Genomic DNA, 20,928 nt, shown 5'->3' on the forward strand with positions numbered 1-20,928 from the left:
GGTCTCTCATAGCTAAAAAGTTGCCAACTGAAGAATGGATATATATTTCCACGATAACCAAAGATTTCGCAGAAGATTGAAATCGTAATAAATACTGAAACTATTATGACTTCAACCTTCTTCACTAGGCGATAACCTCAAAAAAGTCGGGAAATGATTTTTCAACACAGTCTTTATTCTCTAAATTCCCACCACCATTAACTAATTGATAAAGGTAAGAAACCATTACCATACGGTGATCTCGAGGTGGAACAATGTCAACAGATCTTCCATCAGGCTTTCTTCCGATAATTTCAAGATAGTCCTCTTCCTCGTGATAGTGATGTTCAATATCATAGAGTTTCATTAAGTCCATAACAGCATTTAAGCGATCAGACTCTTTGTGAATTAGAACTTCAACACTTCTAATTATTGTTGCACCAGATGCATATGAAGCCAAAAAGCATAGTGTTGGAATTAGATCCGGACAATCACGACAATCAATCTCAAATCCATTTAAGTTATCCATACCATTGAATAGTAAACCGTTGGTAGTAAAGTCAAACTGTCCACCTAATTCTTCAAGCAGCCCAATGAACTTGCTATCAGCTTGAAAACGATCGATTCCCTTACAGTTCTCGACTAACACAGGACCTGTCAAACAAGCATAGGCCAGCGGATATCCAAGAGAACTAAAATCAACAGGAACCTCAAAAACTTGTTCCCCATTTTTAAAACGTTCAATTAGGTTTAATGTCATATCCCAATATGGACGACTCGTTGTTAAATTAACAGGCTCGACATCAATATCACGTGGCGACAGGGCCATTGCAAGACCAGTTGCAAATTGTGTTGAACGGCTACAATCAACTTCGTACACCCCTCGAGAGATACTCACTGGTCCTTGAACTTGAAACCATGTATTTTCATCTCTTGTTACAACAGCATCAAGGTCATCAAGTACATTAGCGAGTTCATCCATTGGTCTTTCGAACATCTTTTCACTAGGAATCAAATTATACTTATTTTTACCTAGAGCAAGTAGCGGAATGATAAATCGATTAGTCGTTCCACCATCACCTGTATAAAGTTCGATAACATCATCTGTTTCAATCTCACATTCAGGGAATGAGCCACGAATAATAATTCCATCATCGGCTTTTTCAATTGTAAGACCAATACTATCAAGGCAACTGAGCATATTAACAACATCAGTTGATTCAGGCATATTCATAAGCTGTACGTCTTGCGGATAGATTGCAGCGAGGATTAGTGCACGATTGGCAAACGACTTAGATGAAGGAACTTTTATTTTCTTAATAAAGTCCTTTGTTGCTCCCTTACCGTTAGCGTAATCAAGTAAGTGCTGTCTAATATCATCAAACGAAACTGTCTGAATCGTCGGTGCTCCAATTCCATTTGGCAGAATCACTTCGATTGCATTACGACTAATGATCTTCTTATCCTTTGCAATATAATCCATCATCTCTTCAACAGGTAGAGAATCTTCCCAAGGACACATTAGAGCGTCTAGGCCAAAGATACCTGAGAATTGATTTAAGAATTCACTTTCTTCATCTCGATGAAAAATATTAAAGATTAATTTGAGTCCCCAGTAGACTGCAACACCGTGTGGAAGCTCGTATACTTTTTCAATTGCGTGACCAAGAGTATGACCAAGGTTAAGTACCTTTCTAATACCACCTTCTTTAAAGTCTTGCTCAACGATTTCTTGCTTATACTTAGCACAACGAAGAGTGATTTCATCAAAGCTTGCTTCGTTATTTATTAAATTGAATACCTGCTCATCAAGGAAGTAATACTTCGCCAACTCACCTAGACCAGAGATAAAGTCTTCTTCTGCTAGCGTTTCTAAAAACTTTGCACAAATATAAATTTTTTCTGGAAGGTGGAATGCTCCAATTAAGTTCTTACCGAATTTTGAGTTAACAGCAACCTTACCACCAATACTTGCATCGATCATTGAAAGAAGTGTTGTTGGAATAACACTCCACTTAATTCCTCTGAGTAGGAGCGAGGCCACAAGACCTGCAAAGTCAGAACATGCTCCTCCACCGATAGCGACCAGATGTGCTCCACGGTGTACTCCTTTTTCTATAAAGAACTCACAAGCTCTTTCAACTTCAGAGATATTTTTACAATCTTCACCAGCTGGGGCGATATAGATCTCAATACCTTCCCTTACATCGATAAGATCGAGATAGAGACTGTTGATATTAGAGTCTAAAATAACGAGGATTCGATCGGAGTCGATCTCGTTTAATATTTTGTTTACGTCATTAATTTCTTCAAATAGCTTAATTTCAGACAAATTATACCTCGTATGCTTTCTGTCTTAGAAAGTGATCCGCCAATACTACCCTAACCATTGACTCTACGACAACAACGGCCCTTGGTAGGATACATGGGTCATGACGGCCTTCTTTTGCGTTTGCTCCAACTGTTGAAGTTGGTTTGAAAGTTAGATCAAGATTAATTGTCTCGCCATTACTAATTCCACCTTCAATTCCACCAAAATTAGCACTATCTGCACTTACTTCTTGCCCACTCATATCGGCCATCTTTGATCCTGCACCAAAAGAAAAAGCAACACATGCTCCAATTGATAGAACGGCCTTTGCAAGATCGGCCTTTAATTTATCAAAGGCAGGCTCTCCTAACCCAACTGGACAATTTTCGATATTGACAGAAATGCGACCACCAATCGAATCACCTTTGGCCTTAAGATCGATAAGATACTTTTCAATTTCATCATCTTTAGTTGGATCACCAAAGTTATATGTTCCAAGATTTTGTGGAAAACTCTTAATTATATTTTCACATTCAAACGGCCCAAGCTTAGAAATAAAAGTATTAACTTTTACTTTAGGAAGAACCAAACTCGCGAAGTAGCCGGCCACAACACGCGAAACCGTTTCTCTTCCACTACTGCGTCCACCACCACGATGATCTCGAATACCGTACTTTAGGTCATAAGTTCGATCAGCGTGTCCAGGACGATAATTATCTTTTAATTTATCGTAGTCTTTACTTCTTTGATTAGTATTACGAATAATAACTGCGATTGGAGTTCCCAATGTTTTCCCTTCAAAAACTCCAGAAAGGACTTCGGCTTGATCAGGCTCTTTTCTTGCTGTTACACCCTTAGAACGCCCAGGGGCCCTCTTATCTAACATTGCCTGTAGATCTTCTAAATTAAAATCAAGTCCACTAGGGACACCATCTAAAACAACACCCAAGGCAGGGCCATGTGACTCACCAAAGGTAGTCATTGAAAACATTTTTCCGAATATACTTCCGCGCATTATAACTCCTATCTCCCTATTATCACCTTAAATAAACAAATATTCCAATCGCGACTGCTAGGTAAATATGTTATTAATTACAAATGGAAAACTTAAAATATCTAAAAGATGTCATGGATTTAGAAAAGGTCATCGACGGCCTAGAGAACGCAACAGACGAAGAGTTGAAGCGAATCGATTTTTTAAACAAACAATTAAGCAACAAGACTGAGTCAATCGATCAACTTAATCTACAACTCACTGAAACTAAAGCGAGTTTAAATTCTCTTGAGAAGGAACTCTTTGACACAGATAAGAAGCTCGAACAAGCGAGACAAAATTTGAATTCTGTAACAAGTGGCGAACAAGAAGAGGCCATACAAAAAACGATCAATTTATTAGAAGAAGATTCAAATCTAAAACAAGATACGATATTAGAGCTACTTGAAAAGGTAGAGGAAATTGAAGCGACAGTTTCTGAAGCGCAAGAATTTGTGAAGGGAATCAATGAGACAATCTCTGAAATCAATGAAGAGGTAGCACAAATTAAATCAAATAATGATACTAAAATCGATAATCTCAATACTCAAATTGATGGCCTGCTCGATGAAGTGGGTGCACATGTAAAAGCACTATATTTAAAGGCTAAAGTCAAAAACCATCACACTGCAGCTACATTTCTCCAAGGAAATAGCTGTGGCAGCTGTCGTCTAACATATTCTGCTGGTGAATGTGCTGAGTTTAATAATGGGAAGGATTTAATTCTATGCCGAGGGTGTGGAAGATTAATTCTCCCAAGCACCCTACGAACACTTTAAATTTTTATTGAAAGTGGTTACCAAGCTTTCCGTAGATATCAAGTAAGCTGAAGTATAGTTTTTGGCGTCGGCTGATATATTCAACGAATTTATTTTCAGTACTAATAAGCCTTTCTTCTGCTGAAATTACATTATCAAAGTCTGCACGACCACGAGAGTATAGCTTGTTATATTCTGCAACTGAAAGAGTTGCTAACTTATGTCTTTTAAGAACAAGATCGATCGTCTTATCAATTAGACGAATTGTATTCTTAAGTGCATCTAATTGATTCTTAGTTCTAATCTTGGCAAGACGATGCTGATACTCAGTATTAAGCTTATTAATTTTTGCTTCTTTTAAGTTATTCTTCTCAACTGTCATACCAAGAGGGATAACAATTTGTAGACCGACTTCAGTCGCATCATTATCAGATCCAAATGTACCATCACTAAAAACATTCCCGCTTCCCGCAACTGTATAACTATTGGTCTTATATGCACCACTTAATTCAATAGTTGGGAATACAGAATTGTCATATTTCTCGATTGCTGTATTTAATGATTCAAGCTTCTTATTTAATGCTTGAATAGTAAGATTGGAATCGATTTCACCATCTGTGATTGTTTCCATTTTAATTTTTTCAATTTTATATAAATCAATATCATTAAATGAGTGGGATCTTTCTAACTTACTCTCTAGTGATTTCTTATAAGTTTCAAGCTGAGACTCTAATTCTGCATGCTCCTCACCTACAGAATTAACAGACGCTTGAGCAGAGTAGAGATCAACTCTTTCCTTTAGGCCATCTCTAACTTGCTTTTGAACAAATTTAAGTCTTTTTTCAGCACGCTTCATCGCTTCATCTTTAAGCTGAATAAGTGTCTTTGTTTTTTTGTAGTTATAATATGTTTCGATAAATTCGAGGACATTTTGAGAAACTTCAGCATCAAAAGCATACTTAGATGAGTAGACATTCTTTTCTGCAATTTTGATGTCAGCATCGTCATTACGACCAAAGAAGTTCTTTCCTAGGTCCTGAGTGTATGAGACCTCTTGGTTATAACCTTCGTACTCAGTTCCACCACTAAAATCAATATAAGATCCTGTGATCGAAAACTTTCCACCCCAAACATTTTCTTTAGATAATTCAACACCTGAGTTGAATGCCTTGTATGTATTTACTAAGTTTGGATTATTTGGATTTGAAATAAGGCCAACATCATCATGTTGAGCAAGAACACCTAACGTCCAAGGTCTTTTGTCCCCAGACTCAAGTTCAAGAGTAAGTTTTGAAAGCTCAAAATTGTAACTCGCTTCTTTTACTTCTGTTGAATCTTTTAAATATTCACGAACATAATTCTTAAGATTTGCACTTGCTGAAAATGACACAAGAGCCAATAAAATATATTTCATCAATTCTCCATGGCGAATGGCTTTAAAACTTATACGAATATAATTAAAAAAAGTTTTACCATACTCAAATAAAGCATGACTAGTTAGTGTGTAAACCTTTGACATTCAATGTGACATAGGGCATAAATTCGCAAAGAGTTAAGGAGACTATCGCTGGTTTATTATGCTTCGGTGTAATAGACGGGAGGAAAGTCCGGGCACCATATGGCAGCTTAGCGGGTAACGCCCGTCGGTCGTGAGACTAGGACAAGTGCAACAGAAAGGAAGTACAGGGGTTTGAACTCGATTGGGGTAGCTTTGGCCGGCCAATCAGTGAGAGATTCGTCTCACCTGCTGTAGTGAAAACAGGTAAACTCTAGGCGGTGCAAGCTTGAATAGGTCGACTCATGGGGTAGCCAGCCCTTGTTGACGGGTTAAGCGCTCGAGCCAGTGGGTAACTGCTGGCCTAGACGAATGATAGTCCAATACAGGACCCGGCTTATACCTTAACTCTTTATGGGAGTGTATTGCTAACGCAATTCACTCCCTTCCTTACATTTCAAACACGGAGGACAAGATGAAATACCCTCAACCCAAAAAAATCCCACACGAAACAAAGATTCACGATCAGATTTTAACTGACGACTATTTCTGGATGAGAAATCGCGAAGAAGATAGTGATGTTATGAAATTTCTTAATGAAGAAAATGAACTCTTCAAAAACTATCTTAGTGACTCTGAAGAACTTAAGAATACAATTTTTGAAGAATTAAAATCTCGTGAACTTCAAACATATGAAACATGCCCATACCCACATGATGAGTATGAGTACTTTGAAAGATATGAAGAAGGGAAAGATTACCCTATTCATTTTCGTCGTCACATTGGCACAGATGAGAGACAAGTCTGTCTCGATGAAAATGAATTAGCAAAAGGACGAGACTTTCTTGATGTTGGAACATTTGAAATCTCACCTTGTCATCGTTATCTAATCTATACAATTGATGACAATGGCGATGAGCTTTACGATCTTTATATTAAAGACTTATCAACAAATGAGATCATTCTTGAAGGCCCTAAGAAAATCAATGGCGGCCCTGTTTGGTTTAATGATTCAAAACACTATGCCTATATTGAAATGGATGAAAATATGCGTCCATTTAAAGTTCACGTCACAGATATGACAAATTCTTTTGATAAAGTTATTTATACAGAAGAGTCTGGCGAGTATTTTCTAACAATCGAAGAAACAATGGATCACAGGTACTTGCTTATCAATGCTGGTGGTTCTGCAAATAATTCAATTTCATACCTTAAAGCTGATGCTAGCGATTTAAATCCAATTGAAATCTTCCCTAAAGAAGACAAAATTGAATACACGGTAGAAACAGATGGTAATGACTTCTTAGTTCTAACAAATAAGTTTAGCGAGAACTTCTCTATCTTAAGAACACCGATTGCAAAGCCAGATTATGCTTCAGCAACGGTTGAGGTAGAAGGTAGCAGTGAAAGATACCTTACAAACTTGAATGTTTTTAAAGACTTTAAAGTTGTAAGCTTCCGTGAAAAAGGACTTAATCACTTTCTTGTAATCAAAAGCGATGAAAGAAAAGAAATTACTTTTCCTGAAGATGCCTATCATGTAGGTGGTGGTAATAACGCAAACTTTGATACTAAAGTTTATCGCTATAACTATAGCTCTCCAACAACTCCGAGTACAACATATGACTATAATGTAGAAACAGGAGAATCAACACGTATCCATCAAGTTGAAGTTCCAGGCTTTGATCAGCATAAGTATGTCGTTGAAAGAAAATTTATTCCATCACATGATGGTGTTATGGTTCCAATGACAATCATTAGAGCAAAGACAACAAAGATCGGAGATCCTAACAAGTGTCTTCTTTATGGTTATGGTTCTTATTCGATTTCAATTCATCCATGGTTTAATCGAAATAATATCTCACTTCTTGATCGTGGCTTTGTTTATGCTATCGGACATATTCGTGGAAGTTCTACAATGGGACGCTCATGGTATGAGAATGGAAAATTTTTAAAGAAACAAAATACTTTCAAAGATTTCTACGCCTGTGCCAAGTACCTAATCAATGAAGGTTATACTGCCAAAGGTAAAATCGGGATCATGGGCGGAAGTGCCGGTGGTATGCTTGTTGGAGCAACAATCAATCTAGACACTGAAAATCTGATTGGTGCCGCTTGCGCAGATGTTCCATTTGTCGACGTTCTAAACACAATGCTTGATGATAGCCTTCCCCTAACTCAGCTTGAGTATGAAGAGTGGGGAAATCCAAATGATAAGGAATACTTTGATTATATCAAGTCATATTGTCCGTATTCAAATGTACAAAAGAGAGATTATCCAGCAGTTCTTGCCATTGCAGGTTTAAACGATCCTCGTGTTACTTATTGGGAACCAATGAAGTGGACTTATAAACTTCGCGATAATGCAACAGACTCTCGAGTTAAACTTCTATGGACAAATATGGATGCCGGACACGCTGGTGCTTCAGGACGCTTTGAAACATTCAAAGAAGTTGCCGATATCTACACTTTCTTTATCAAAGAATTAGAATAAAACTTAAAGTATTTTAGGTAAGTCTTGGGGAGAAATCCCCAGGACTTTTGTCATCTTGGTCTTCTTAACTTCCTTAGACCAAATAAATCCAAGAATTTCATCACCATCTAGAATTAACTTCATCTCCCCTTCACCAAGTCCAGGTCGAGAACATATTTCATTTGAATGGGGTTGCTTTGAGTAATCGTAAACCTTGATCCAACCATCAGTTAGAATTTCACGAATAACTGCGATATGACCAGTGTCACCACTACTAGGAATGACCTTTTTACGCCAAAGAATAAGATCCCCAACGGCTAACTCACTTAGACGATGCTTAATAAAAGCTTCATTTTCAATATAGTCGAAGAATTCATAAACACGCCCATGGGGAATATTAATACCTTCTTTATTGAGTAAATCTTTAATGGCCGTGAAACAATTTACTTTCATTAGATTTTATCAAGGGCCTTAGTTGTTGCCGTTGAGATATTCAATTTTTCGTTGAGCTTATACTTTCTAAAAGCACCAGTGTAACTCTTTTTAAATTCAGCATGTGAAATTTCAAGAATATAATTTGTGATTTTATACTTTGTGATAGCTGTCTTATATTTCTTTAACTTCTTATAAGAAAGCTTTGAGTCTAACTCAGGGTATTGTTTAAGCTTCTTGTCTTCACTCTTTAAAATAAATGTTGGGCATTCAATTTGACCTGAAAGCCATTGATCATCGGCTTTGCGATATCCTAGAATTGAATCTTTTTCTTTTACAATAACTCTAAGAAGATCAAGTTCATAGGTTTTAGCAATCTTCTTAACAGGAATTTCTGGGTACTCAAGGGCATCTTTAGAATTTCCTGCAACACAGTCTTTATAAACAGGGCAACCCACACAATTTGCACTTCGGGCCTGACAATAGATACGCCCAAGATCCATTAAGGCCTCGTTAATATCACGTCCCTTGCACTTTGTAATTTCAGGAAATTCTCCATCTTCAAATTTTTTCTTAATCAACTTTTGAAGCTTTGGCCCTTTGGCCCCTTGAATACCATAAATACGACTGACAACTCTTTCAATATTGGCATCAATTGAAAGTGCGCTCTTATTTTGTCCAATACTTAAAATAGCATTGGCCGTGTACTCTCCAATTCCAGTAATAGAGATCAGGTCTTCGTACTTTGTTGGAATTTTACCATTGAAGTTTTCAACCATATCAATTGCGGCCTTTCTAAGGTTTCGTGCACGTCGATAGTAACCAAGACCCTTCCAAGCAACGCAAATTTCTTCTTCAGTTGAAGAGGCCAAAGTTTCAATATCGGGATAGATTAAAAGAAATCTTTCAAAGTGGTTTTGAACTGTACCGACAGTTGTTTGTTGCAACATAATTTCTGAAACAAGTGTCTTGTAAACAGTTCTATTTCTTCGCCAAGGAAGCTCTGTATAAGTATCTTTCGACCATTTTAGAAGTTTTTTAAACATGATTATTTGTAGCGATTTCTACTATTTTTGACAAGATGCTTTTAGCGTATCTGCTAATTTCAATAGATCTTCTGGATAAAAGCCCTTACTTCCGACACCATGAATCGTTGCACCAATATTACTTAGGAAGTCCATAAGCTCTCCCTTTGCTTCATCAATGTCAGTGAGGACAAATAGATGCTTTGCATCTGAATTCTTCACCCAACGAATAATCTTTTGCGTATTATTTCCGCCTTTTGTTTGGCAGAGGTAGAGGTCATTTTTAATTTCTCTAATTGAAGAATCAAAAGCCTTGATTGTCACAGGACAGCCATAGGTTAGGCGGCTAACGAAACTTCTACGATAACAAGTGTCTCCACTCTTAGACCAATCAGAATTTCGAAGAGACGCGCTCGTATCAATCCAGATTTCATACTTAGGTGCTTTTTTCTTTTCAACCTTCTTGGCCTTGCCACAGAAAATATCAAAGTATGCTCCAGTACAGCGAATCATATCTGAATCAATTGTATTTTCGACAGCAACATCCTTATCAGGAGTTCCATATTCTTGATCGACATAGTCTTTTCCAGACTTTCCAACCATATAACCTGTTTGTGGATCAAAGCAACCATCGCCCATCTCGACACAATGATCATCATTTTGAGCAATTTTACGAGAGATATTTTTATAAAGAATTTGTTCTAAAAGAGTTTGCTTAGGAGCTGCAGATAAAAAGACAAATTCCACCGTTTGCGGAAGTGCTACTACCGCAGATGAAATAAAGAATGCAAGGAGTGCCTTTTTAATATGCATTAAGCAATCATTCCCCTTTGTCTAAAGTATCTAAATAAGTCATTTCCAAGATCAACAATCAAATCTCTAGCGTCGATATCAAGACTTAAAAAGTCAGCAACGTAAGCCTTTTGCCTTGGTGTTAATTGGGCCATACGTTCTTTTAAAACATCTTCGTTACTCGTATCAGTAACAAATGGCATTGTTCTCGTTTTTCCACCAATCTTCATCGTTGGATTAGCGTTAACTTGAGCATTTCCAGCTGTGCCACTTTTAATCGTGTCGACAAGTGCATCTTCAAAGCCACCACCTGCCGCCGCATTCTGTTGTGGCGCTGCCTGTTGAGTCGGCTGCTCTTTCTTTTCATCACCTTTATAGAATTTAACAAGTCTTATAAAGTGATCCGCAAAGTGCTCTTCGACAAAATCGATCATTTCATGAAGTGGAATATCTAATTCAGCTGTAATTTTAGCGACTACCTGAGGATTAATCTCTGTTGTCTTCATTGATAGGAAGCGAGAAACAGTAGAAACCCCAAGCCCAGTTGACTCAGCAAGATCTTTTTGAGTCATTGGCCCTCTCACCTGCATGTACTTTCTAATAATTCCTAAATAATCGTCTAATTTCTCTTTGTTAAATTCAGACATATTCTTCTCCTTGCAAATTGAAATACCTGCAACTTACTGATATTTCATTGTGGTGCAATTGCGGCCTGAAATTTTATGCCCCAAAAGTCCCTAATATCATTATCGGTTTTAATTTTTATTTCTTGATGCAATTTTATTGCTTGACGCAACTAGTCAAGAATGGTTATTATTCAAGTGTGGATGAACTAATCCACAAATTAAGCAAGGCTTGGAGGGATCACATGGCCACTTTAACAAACTTCATTATGACTGAGACATTATCTGACTTCACAAATGGACAGTATGAAGTAATTGAAAAAGAGCTAGTAAAATCAAGTGATTTAAGTAACTTAACCATATCTGGTTCTCTCTTCTCTCAAACCACTTTTATCGCTGTTAACTTCAAGTCTTGCATTTTCTTTGGTTCAAAAATGAGAGAGTGTAAATTTATCAACTGTACGTTTGAAAATTGCAGCTTCGAATTTTCACATATTGAAGATTGCAATTTTGATGGATGTAAGATCGTAGGGAATGCATGGAAGCATTCCACTTTAAAGAATTCAATCATTGAAGATTGTGAACTGGATCTTGAAGTCTATAAGGTTATCAAAGATGGTGACCAGAATAAATTCGATCTTTATGAGGAAACTCAAGATATCGAAGAAATTAAAGAAGAAGTTGAAGAAGTTCTTAGTTTTGAAGCAGCTCTTATAGCTTCACCAAACCAATGGGGAACGAGCTTACTCAACTTCATTAAATCTGCAGCTTAAATTTGAAACGCCTGGCAATCGTGTTTATGTCACTAGTCTCAAGGATAATACGGCCAGATACAAATCTTTTTTAGAGACGATATATCATACCTAGTCTTCTTCTACTGGATGTAGATAAGCAGGAAATCTCGCAACTCATACTTGCTCTCGGGCCAGCTCTCTCAAGGGTGTTGGCCTTCTTTTTTTTTACATCTTACGAAAAAAACAACCAATCGATTCTTTATTTCTCATCGAAGACTTAACGATCATCGTTGATACCTCGATGGCATTTCTTAATCCGATCAAGCTATCATCAAGTTTACAACTACGATAGAAGCGAGAGACTTCGTCATTGATTTCGTTAAACATTGCAAGCGCTCGCTTAAGACGATTTGTCGTTCTTGAAAGGCCAACATAATTCCACATCGTAAGCTTTAAAGTCATCCAGTCTTGTTGAACAAGGGCCTTATCAATTGAAGCGTACTCTTCTTGCCAATTCTTAATTTGCAGATGAGAGTAAAGAGTTTCCTCGTCCACAGTCTCTGAAATATCAATGGCCGCAAGGTAGCCCCATGTTAAGCCTTCAAGCAGAGAGGTTGAAGCCAAGCGATTAGCACCATGTAGTCCTGAACAAGACACTTCACCTACAGCGTAGAGATTCTTAATTGAAGTTTGTCCCTTCATATCAATCTTCACTCCACCACATGTATAGTGTGCAGCAGGTACAACAGGAATAGGCTCCTTAGTCATATCAATGCCGTGTTCTAGGCAGTGTTTATAAATTGTAGGAAAGCGCTCTTTAATCCACTCTCCGTCTTTATGTGAAATATCGAGATAAACACACTCGTGTCTAGTCTCAATTGTTTCTTCCATTATTGAGCGAGCAACAACATCACGAGGAGCAAGCTCCATCTCTGGATGGTATTTGCCCATGAATCTCTCACCATTACAGTTAACGAGAACACCACCTTCACCGCGCACCGCTTCTGAAACTAAGAAGCGACCATGAGAAGATGAATCATAGAATGTCGTTGGGTGGAATTGAATGAATTCCATATCGATAATATCTGCACCTGCTCTCTTTGCCATGGCAATACCATCACCACGACTTGCACCAGAGTTTGAGTGGTGAAGATAAAGCGCACCGACTCCACCAGTGGCAAGAACAGTCTTCTTTGCCATGGCCTTTACAACATTGCCCTTTTCTTGATTTAAAAGATAGGCACCAAGAATCTTTCTTTCTTCATAACGTTGAGAGATTGAAATCCCATGGTGAGAGGCCGTAATTAAATCAATGGCCGTATGTGCTTCTAAGAAATGTACTGTTGGATAGCTCTTTTGATCTTTAAGTAAATTTAAAAGACTAATTTGAATTTCCTTACCAGTGTAATCACCACGGTAGAGAATTCGCTCAATTGAGTGAGCCGCTTCCTTTGTATATTTTAATGAGTTATTCTCATCCCTTTCAAAATTTGCATTCGCTTTTTCTAGTAAGAGCTCATCGATCGCTAATTTTCCAAAATTCTTTAGCGTTTCAATCGCTTGCGGATTTGAAGTATTTGACGAGGCAACTTGAATATCCTTTCCTAGAGCATCATCACTTGCATTTGGATAAATAATCCCTCCCTGGGCCCAAAACGTATTTGAAACCTGAGGATCTTTTGCACGCGTAACAATCCCTACTTTTAAATTACTTTCAGCAAGTTTTGCTGCAGTAGCAAGACCAGCAATTCCACAACCTAAAATCAGAACATCAAAGTCGTAACTATTCAACTCTTTACCCTCTTGCGTACTTTAGTGATAAGTCCACTGCTGGAGCATCATAAGTAAGGGCACCAATACTAATGGCATCAACACCTTCAATTAAGTAGCTCTCTAATGTATTTAAACGAACTCCACCAGAAACTTCAAAAGTAACACCTTCTGGCTTTTGTTTTACTGCTTCTTTAATCTCTTCAGGAGAGAAGTTATCAAGCATGATATGTCTCACTCCTTCACCAAGTGCAATATGTAATTCATTAAGATCGTGAATCTCAACTTCAATTGGTGTGTAGAAAGAGTTCTTTGACTTAAAGAAGTCGATTGCTTCTTTTACACCACCAAAGAATGACTTATGATTATCTTTAACCATCCACATATCACTTTGACCAAAGCGGTGGTTATTTCCTCCACCTGTTACAACAGCGTATTTTTCAAGAGCACGGTAACCAGGAAGAGTCTTTCTTGTATCAAGAATCTTGACTCCACTATCAAGAGCAAGAGTTGCAAATTTATTTGTATATGTTGCAATTGATGATGCTCTTTGAATTAAGTTAAGAGCAATACGCTCACCAGTTAACGCAATTGAAAAAGGAAGCTTAAATTCAATTTCGGCCATTTCATCTTTAGTGAATTTTTGACCTTCAAACTTTTTGAAGTCTTCGTAATTTAAGTTAGCACCTAGATAGTTAAAGGACTCCACAAAGTAAGGTAGGCCACATAAGACCATGTCATCTTTAATCTTTAACTTACAGTGAACTTCGTCATTAGGAAGAGACTGAATATAGTTCAGGTTACGACTTAGATCATCTTCTTTAAAATAAGTTTCAATCGAATCCTGTAGTGCTTTATTTACCAATAAATTCATTTTGTCATTACTCCGTTTAGATGTTTTTTCTACCATTTTCAAATGAGAAAAAAAACTCCCGAAACCTTCAAAAATCCTGTTAATTGCTCAATTTTGACTTATAAAGCTGCAATGCGTTTCAATATTATCTTTCTTCTAGCATTTTTACTCATTAACCCCCTATTTCAGGAAAATGACAATAGGCAGTATGCACGCCCACCAAAGCTAAAGCTACCGGTAAAAACCAAGGCCAGTTTTGATAATAGATCCGAATTCTATTTCTATCGTTCAGTTTTGACCGGACAAAAGTGGGGGCTCGATAAAGAACTTAAAAGAAAACTTGCTCACTTAAACCTACTTCACCTGATGACTCCATCTGGGCTACATCTAAGCTCACTCTTTCTTATCTTCTATTTCCTAAGAAGAAGATATCCAAGATTTTCAAACCTAGTGGAGCTCACTCTATGCTTAGGATTTTACTTCTTTCTTCCTGGCTATTATTCATTTAGACGGGTGGCCCTCATTCGAAGCTTTTTTATTTTAAACAAAGTAAGAGAGACTAATTATTCTAAGATGCAGATATTTCTCTTCTTTTTAACAACAGACTTTTTCTTTGGTACCTATCGCTACTCACCCCTATCGTTTTATTTGAGTACTCTATTTCTTGGTTTAATTTTTTCAATAAAAGAATATCGAATCTATAAGATGTACCTTCTATTCTTTGTTGCTCAGCTTTTTATTGCACATAAATTTACGGGGGTTATTTATCCAGCAACAATCATTCTCTCGCCACTGTTGACGAGTATCTTCACTCTCATCTATCCCATTCTATTCTTTAATCTCTTCTTTATTGAATATTTTAATTACGCTCAATGGTTCATTACAGCTTACACGGCATTGATAGAGATAAGTTATGATTTAGCGCAAACACTCGGCTTTATTCATGTGAATTTTCTTATTTTAATTGGTGTGATTATTTACTCACAAAGAACAAGGAAGCATGCTTTAGCACTAATAACAATTGGTCTAGTTAGTGATCTGCCAAGAGATAGCTTTACGATTATGCTCAATGAGATAGGCATTCGCTTGTGAAAAAGGTTTTGAACCAAAGAAGCCACGATACGATGAAAGTGGAGAAGGATGGGGGGACTTAATCACCAAGTGCTTTGTCTCATCGATATTCTTACCTTTCTTTTGAGCAGGACCACCCCAAAGAATAAAGACAACATTTTCACAATGCTCATTGATGATATCAATAATCTTTGCCGTAAACTTCTCCCATCCTTTTTTGTGATGAGAACCGGCCTGTGCCTTACGAACTGTCAGACAATTATTTAAGAGAAGAACACCCTGCTTGGCCCATTCTTCTAAATATCCATGTTCAGGAATATCTAGGCCAAGATCTCCATTTAGCTCTTTATAGATATTTCTAAGAGAAGGTGGGATCTTCACACCTTTCTTCACAGAAAAGCTAAGGCCATGAGCTTGTCCTTCACCGTGATAAGGGTCCTGTCCAAGAATAACAACCTTTACATTCTCTAGTGGCGTAAGATTCAAAGCCGCAAAGAACTCTTCAGGCCTTGGATAAATGACTTCCTCTTCTGAATCAAGAAATTCAGATAGAGAAATCATATACTCTTTTTGGAATTCGGCTTTAAGAAAATTAAGCCAGCCCTTATCATTTAAGTGTTCAATCATAAGAGCTGGCCTTGGTATTAGTAATTTAGAAGTTTGTTAAGTTGCTCGTACACGTCTGAAACTTGTGGAAGAATATAATCTTCTGAAGTTGGACAGTAAGCAACGTGTGAGTCTTTTGCAGCAACACGAAGGATTGGAGCATCAAGGGCCTCAAAACATTCTTCGTTAACACATGCAGCGATCTCACCAGCAAAACCAGAAGTCTTCGTTTCTTCGTGACAAATTAGAAGACGATTTGTTTTCTCAAGTGACTTCTTAATTGAGTCCATATCAAATGGTGCAAGAGTTCTAAGGTCGATAACTTCAACAGTCTTACCTGTTTCCGCTTCGATTTTCTTAGCAGCATCAATTGATTTTTGAACAAGTGCTCCCCAAGCAACTACAGTTGCATCAGCACCTTGTTTTGCAATACGAGCTTTACCAAATGGAATCATATATTCTTCACCTGGATCTGCTGTACGGTTATAACCTTGGTAGTAAAGGTGCTTGTGCTCTAGGAACATAACTGGATCATCTGATCTAATTGCAGTTCTTAGAAGGCCAGCAGCGTCTGCCGCATTTGATGGGAAGACAACTCTAATACCTGGAACGTGAGTAAATAGCGACTCTCCACATTGAGAGTGGTAAATCGATCCACCTCTTAGGTATCCACCGATTGGAACACGAACAACCATTGGACACTTAAAGTCTCCACCTGAACGGTAGCGAGTCGTCGCCATCTCGTTCTTAAGTTGCATATATGCAGTCCAGATATAGTCAAAGAATTGAATCTCAACAACTGGCTTAAGCCCTCTCATCGCCATACCAATTGCACGACCGATGATATTTGCTTCCGCTAGTGGTGAGTTAAATACTTGTCCTTCTAAAGATGCTCTTTGAACACCTGAAGAAACTTTAAATACACCACCCTTACCTTTTAGGTCAGGGTTATTAAGTCTTTCAAGGTCTGAGAAGTCTGCAACGTCTTCACCAAACATTCTTAGTAATGGGTTCTTAGAGAACTCAGAACGAAGAACAGCGTTGATTGCTGATGCCATTGGAACATCATCTTTTCCTTCGAAAGTACCTTGAGTTTCAAAGTCTGAAGAAGTTGGATCAATATCGTGAGAGTATAAGTGATCAAGTGCTGATTCAGGAGCTGGCCATTCAGTATCAACCGCTTCCTTCATTGCACGTCTTACTTCAAGAGAAACTTCTTCAAGTAGATCATTAACTTCCTTTTCGCTCATTACACCAAGTGCGATAAGAGTTTTTGGATATGAGTTAAATACATCAATTTGCTTTTCTTGCGCTAGCTCGTCTTTCGTACGATACATTGATTGATCATCAGAAAGAGAGTGAGAATATGGACGAGTTACATGAGAGTGAAGAAGAACAGGTCCTTTTCCTTCTCTAATATGCTTAGCTGCTTTTTCAGCTGCTTTATATGATTCAATTGGACAATTACCATCACATTCAATGATTTTTAATCCTGGGAATTCATCAAGAGCTTTTGAAATCGATCCACCAGGAGTTTGCATTGAAGTAATTGTTGAAATGGCATAACCATTATCTTCAACGTGGAAAAGAACTGGAAGCTTATTTGCACAAGCAGTTGTAAGTCCTTCCCAGAACTCACCTTGAGCAATTGTTCCATCACCACATGAAGTATAAACAACTTCAGCATCTTCAACTAAGAATTTTGAAGTATCAAATTTATGCTTTTCTTTTAATTCTTTAAGAGAAAGTCCAGCTTCAGCAACACCACATGCTTGAAGGAATTGAGTTCCTGTACATGATGATTTTTGAACGATATTTAATTTTACGTTACCCCAGTGAGCTGGCATCTGACGGCCGTGAGTTGCAGTGTCTCCAATATTTCCATTTGCTTGGCAAAGCATTTCATATGGAGTTACACCAAGACCAGTACATAGTGCTCTGTCACGGTAGTATGGAATAAACCAATCGTGAGCAGGCTTAAGAACTTTTGCAAGAGCAGATAAAACACCTTCGTGTCCTGCACCAGAAATTTGGAAGAACGCAGTTGATTGCTTCTTCATTGTGATCTCAGCATCATCAAGCTTTCTTGAAACGAAAACGTTACGAAGCATCCAAATAAGATCTTCTTTTGAAAGATTATATTTTTTAATGATCTCTTTTTTCTTATCTAAGTTGGTAGAACCCACATTTGATCCTTTTGCAGTTTTATCAAGCATTTAACGCCCCTTTTTAAGTGGAGCTAGCTTACCAATTTTAGTGCAAAAGGTGCACATGCTGTGCATTAAATTTTAAAATAATATTTGACGGATTTCAGGTATTTAGAAGGGTTTGGCTAGAAGCCACTCGAAATTCCTAAGACATAGCGACGATCTTCCTCACCTCTGAAGTCAGAATCTGTTGTATCAACAGCGTAAGTTGAGAGATCGAACTCCATTTTTCGAGTGCGAATCCCAATTCCCCCAGAACCAAAGCCATCACCATAGCCCAGCCTAAAGAAGAATCTACGGCGTAAGTCAAACTCAAGCCCTAGCCCAAGTTTCCTCTTGAAATCAACATTAGCATATTCGCCTAGGGCATCTTTATAATCCAGCTCTAAATGAACTCGAACAGTACGGCCTAACTGTGGTGTAATCGATAGCCCAACATCATAGGTTTGTTTAATCTGATCAGGTGCTGCTGGACCACCTGTTCTCTCAAAGCTAGCTCCTGCAGTATTTCGGCTTACAATGGCAAGTGTTGGAATAAACTTATATGGAAGAGTAAACCTAAAACCAGTGGTAACAAAAAGCATCTTTCCTTGATTATAACTACTATCTGGAAGATTTAGTGGAGTAGCAGGATCAGCAGTCCCAACGGCCTCTTTACGAAATAGATAACTTATTGTTGAACCAAATTTAACGATTCCACCAAATAGAGAAAAGTTAAAGGCCATATATGGTCCATGGTCTGTTCTTTGTGCATATTCAAATTGATCGCCTACTTGATCACCAATGAATGCCCTTTGCTGGACAGAGAAGAGATATCCCATCGAAAAGTATCGAGTCGAAAAGTTGGGCATCATTTGGAAGCGGCTATGAGCAACTGTTCCCTTGTTTTGATTTAACAGCTTTCTGGCCCCTTCAAGAGAGAGCGCATCAAATAAGTCACCTGCATTACCCGTGACATCACCGCCAAAGAGAGTCTCCATCCAACCCTTATTAGTTTCAAAGTGAAAGTTTGAAAGATGAAAGTGGCTGCCACGATAAGTTCCAAGTCCGGCCGGATTATAGAATGCTGCCGAAGCATCATCCACTTTACCAATGAAGGCATTTCCCATGGCCAAGGCACGCGAAGACGTGATGAGTTCCGGAAAAACTGCATCCTCAAATTGTATTGCAAAAATACTTGAGTGAATTAATAGGCAAAATAAAATCAACTTCTTCACAGGTTAATATTAACTTATTAAAAAGAATATTTTAACTCGTGGCACAAGATGCCCGGTACGCGGACACTTTTCGGTATTACAGATACTTAATAGCATTATTTGCTACAAAATTGGCAAATATCTAAGATGTTATAACTAGATATCAGTAATACTTATCAAAAGAAGCATTAATTAATATCTATTACTAATGTTTGAGTATGAGATCTAAGAATTTAAAGAATTAATCACGCCAAGTTACTTAATTTGCGAAAAGTGTCCGCGTACCAAATTAATCAAAATTCGACCGATTTCATTATTCTGTCTCTTACCAATAAATAGCTCTTTGGCCGGCCCATCAGCAAAAACTTCGACATCAACACCGTTATGACTCCAAGTTGTCCAACCCGTATAACTTTTGGCAGACACTCTTCTCGCAAAGGACTTGTAAAATTCTTTCTCACCTTTAGCTTGGGCCTTTTCTAGACGCTTAATATCATCACTGTCAAAGTCTATTGAATATGACTTGAATAATTTACGAGTTAGCTTCTTCTTAAAAACATCCTCAGCAATATCTTTTAAAAGCGTATCAATTTTTCTGAAGTTCTCAGGTAGCCACTTCTTAGACTTACCGTGGCCAATTGAAAGCCCACCAGTTGAGTGATCTGCTGTTACTACCATTAGCGTGTTCTTTGATTTTTTTACAAATTCATGAACAAGTTTTAAAGAGCCTTCAAAGTCTTCCATCTCTCGCATGGCACAGGCAATATCATTTAAATGCCCACACTTATCAATATGACTTGCTTCAATCATTAGAATAAAGCCATCCTTGGCATTCTGATTCATCAGCTGCAGAGACTTCCTTGTAATTTTTGTTAGTCTTTTATCATCAGTATTAATTTCAAAATCCATTTGTCCTTCATCAAAAAGAGCAATAACTGGAAGTTTATTATTTTTTTCAAAATCCGCTAATGTTTCGAGATAGCGATAACCTTTTAGCTTATTGATATACTTCTTAGTAATTACCTCACGTCCCCCACCTGCGATAAGATCGACAATAGGACGCTTAAAGCTTTGGTTGAAGACGAGATCTTTAACAATATCTTCGTGATCGTTGCGATTTAAAGCTGTTGCATAAAAGCATGCAGGAGTTGCGTGATAAACTTCAGAGGTTACCACAACACCAGTCTGCATGCCCTTGTCTTTAGCATACTCAAAGAGGACCTTGAGATTCTTTTTATTTATATCGACAGAGATTGCACCATTATAAGATTTTTCACCTGTTGAATATGCGGTAGCACCTGCAGCGCTATCAGTGATAAAGCTATCACTGGCCTTCGTAATAGATGAGCCCACAATTAATTTATCAAAGAGAGTTTCTCGATCAACATAGTTACGATAGGCCGTTGTATAAGCCGGCCCCATACCATCACCAATCATGATTATGATATTCTTCGGCGTTTGTGCAAAAGATGAAAAAGTAACTAATGATACAAGTGAAAATTTCTTAAATATTTTTTTCATGCCAAAAGAATAGCACTTATTTAAGCTTTGAAAATAGGAAGAGGAAATC

At 37.8% G+C, this 20,928-nt stretch carries 17 protein-coding genes and 1 other RNA gene; 5 read left to right on the forward strand and 13 right to left on the reverse strand.

Annotation, left to right across the window (positions count from 1 at the left end; all coding sequences use genetic code 11):
* Nucleotides 1-124: 124 nt before the first annotated feature.
* Complete coding sequence (locus ABMA79_RS15285) at nt 125-2,311, reverse strand: hypothetical protein (RefSeq protein WP_393093737.1); 2,187 nt, start codon at nt 2,309-2,311, stop codon at nt 125-127.
* A gap of 1 nt (nt 2,312) precedes the next feature.
* A complete protein-coding gene (gene aroC / locus ABMA79_RS15290) occupies nt 2,313-3,305 on the reverse strand; it encodes a chorismate synthase (protein ID WP_392857835.1) in 993 nt (330 codons plus the stop codon).
* 83 nt (nt 3,306-3,388) lie between these two features.
* On the opposite strand from aroC, the gene ABMA79_RS15295 reads away from it, so the two are divergent.
* A complete protein-coding gene (locus tag ABMA79_RS15295; RefSeq protein WP_393093740.1) occupies nt 3,389-4,102 on the forward strand; it encodes a zinc ribbon domain-containing protein in 714 nt (237 codons plus the stop codon).
* Between the two features lie 4 nt (nt 4,103-4,106).
* Here ABMA79_RS15295 and ABMA79_RS15300 read toward each other — a convergent pair whose 3' ends face one another.
* Nucleotides 4,107-5,495 (reverse strand): TolC family protein, encoded by a 1,389-nt coding sequence (locus ABMA79_RS15300; RefSeq protein ID WP_392857838.1) that lies wholly within the window; start codon nt 5,493-5,495, stop codon nt 4,107-4,109.
* Between the two features lie 134 nt (nt 5,496-5,629).
* On the opposite strand from ABMA79_RS15300, the gene rnpB reads away from it, so the two are divergent.
* Both rnpB and ABMA79_RS15310 read left to right on the forward strand, forming a co-directional pair.
* Nucleotides 5,630-5,992: RNase P RNA component class A (rnpB, locus tag ABMA79_RS15305), an RNA gene on the forward strand.
* A gap of 59 nt (nt 5,993-6,051) precedes the next feature.
* A complete protein-coding gene (locus ABMA79_RS15310) occupies nt 6,052-8,070 on the forward strand; it encodes a S9 family peptidase (RefSeq protein WP_393093743.1) in 2,019 nt (672 codons plus the stop codon).
* A 3-nt stretch (nt 8,071-8,073) separates the two neighbouring features.
* On the opposite strand, the gene ABMA79_RS15315 is transcribed toward ABMA79_RS15310, so the two are convergent.
* Genes ABMA79_RS15315 through ABMA79_RS15330 form a run of 4 tightly spaced genes read right to left on the reverse strand, consistent with a single transcriptional unit; the run spans nt 8,074 to nt 10,945 of the window.
* Entirely contained in the window at nt 8,074-8,502 is a 429-nt protein-coding gene (locus ABMA79_RS15315; protein ID WP_393093746.1) for a hypothetical protein, read from the reverse strand.
* Nucleotides 8,502-9,527: a hypothetical protein gene (locus ABMA79_RS15320; protein WP_393093749.1), complete on the reverse strand. Its 1,026-nt coding sequence runs from the start codon at nt 9,525-9,527 to the stop codon at nt 8,502-8,504. The genes ABMA79_RS15315 and ABMA79_RS15320 overlap by 1 nt, the downstream gene beginning before the upstream one ends.
* A 21-nt stretch (nt 9,528-9,548) precedes the next feature.
* A complete protein-coding gene (locus tag ABMA79_RS15325) occupies nt 9,549-10,319 on the reverse strand; it encodes a hypothetical protein (protein ID WP_393093752.1) in 771 nt (256 codons plus the stop codon).
* Nucleotides 10,319-10,945, reverse strand: coding sequence for a helix-turn-helix domain-containing protein (locus ABMA79_RS15330; protein ID WP_392857848.1), 627 nt, complete (start codon nt 10,943-10,945; stop codon nt 10,319-10,321). Before ABMA79_RS15330 ends, ABMA79_RS15325 begins: the two co-directional genes overlap by 1 nt.
* A gap of 221 nt (nt 10,946-11,166) precedes the next feature.
* Between ABMA79_RS15330 and ABMA79_RS15335 the strand changes: the two genes are divergently transcribed.
* On the forward strand, nt 11,167-11,694 hold the full coding sequence (locus ABMA79_RS15335; protein WP_392857850.1) for a pentapeptide repeat-containing protein: 528 nt from the start codon (nt 11,167-11,169) through the stop codon (nt 11,692-11,694).
* A gap of 186 nt (nt 11,695-11,880) precedes the next feature.
* On the opposite strand, the gene nadB is transcribed toward ABMA79_RS15335, so the two are convergent.
* On the reverse strand, nt 11,881-13,446 hold the full coding sequence (gene nadB, locus ABMA79_RS15340) for an L-aspartate oxidase (protein ID WP_393056784.1): 1,566 nt from the start codon (nt 13,444-13,446) through the stop codon (nt 11,881-11,883).
* 4 nt (nt 13,447-13,450) lie between these two features.
* Nucleotides 13,451-14,299 carry a carboxylating nicotinate-nucleotide diphosphorylase gene (gene nadC / locus ABMA79_RS15345; RefSeq protein WP_393056786.1) on the reverse strand — a complete coding sequence of 283 codons (849 nt, stop codon included), beginning with the start codon at nt 14,297-14,299 and terminating at the stop codon, nt 13,451-13,453.
* Nucleotides 14,300-14,341: 42 nt separating this feature from the next.
* On the opposite strand from nadC, the gene ABMA79_RS15350 reads away from it, so the two are divergent.
* Nucleotides 14,342-15,370 carry a ComEC/Rec2 family competence protein gene (locus tag ABMA79_RS15350; RefSeq protein ID WP_393093754.1) on the forward strand — a complete coding sequence of 343 codons (1,029 nt, stop codon included), beginning with the start codon at nt 14,342-14,344 and terminating at the stop codon, nt 15,368-15,370.
* Here the strand turns inward: ABMA79_RS15350 and ung are convergent.
* The 4 genes from ung to ABMA79_RS15370 all read right to left on the reverse strand — a co-directional run bounded on the left by ung (nt 15,305) and on the right by ABMA79_RS15370 (nt 20,879).
* Entirely contained in the window at nt 15,305-15,976 is a 672-nt protein-coding gene (ung, locus tag ABMA79_RS15355; protein ID WP_393093757.1) for a uracil-DNA glycosylase, read from the reverse strand. The two genes, ABMA79_RS15350 and ung, sit on opposite strands and share 66 nt — an antisense overlap.
* Before the next feature lie 17 nt (nt 15,977-15,993).
* The gene (locus ABMA79_RS15360; protein WP_392857857.1) at nt 15,994-18,171 is read right to left on the reverse strand and encodes a thiamine pyrophosphate-dependent enzyme; all 2,178 of its coding nucleotides are present in this window, start codon (nt 18,169-18,171) and stop codon (nt 15,994-15,996) included.
* Between the two features lie 116 nt (nt 18,172-18,287).
* A complete protein-coding gene (locus tag ABMA79_RS15365; protein WP_393093760.1) occupies nt 18,288-19,379 on the reverse strand; it encodes a hypothetical protein in 1,092 nt (363 codons plus the stop codon).
* A gap of 234 nt (nt 19,380-19,613) precedes the next feature.
* Nucleotides 19,614-20,879 (reverse strand): alkaline phosphatase, encoded by a 1,266-nt coding sequence (locus ABMA79_RS15370; RefSeq protein ID WP_393093763.1) that lies wholly within the window; start codon nt 20,877-20,879, stop codon nt 19,614-19,616.
* Nucleotides 20,880-20,928 lie beyond the last annotated feature (49 nt).

Source organism: Halobacteriovorax sp. HFRX-2_2, from assembly GCF_043196705.1.
Classification (GTDB): Bacteria; Bdellovibrionota; Bacteriovoracia; order Bacteriovoracales; family Bacteriovoracaceae; genus Halobacteriovorax_A.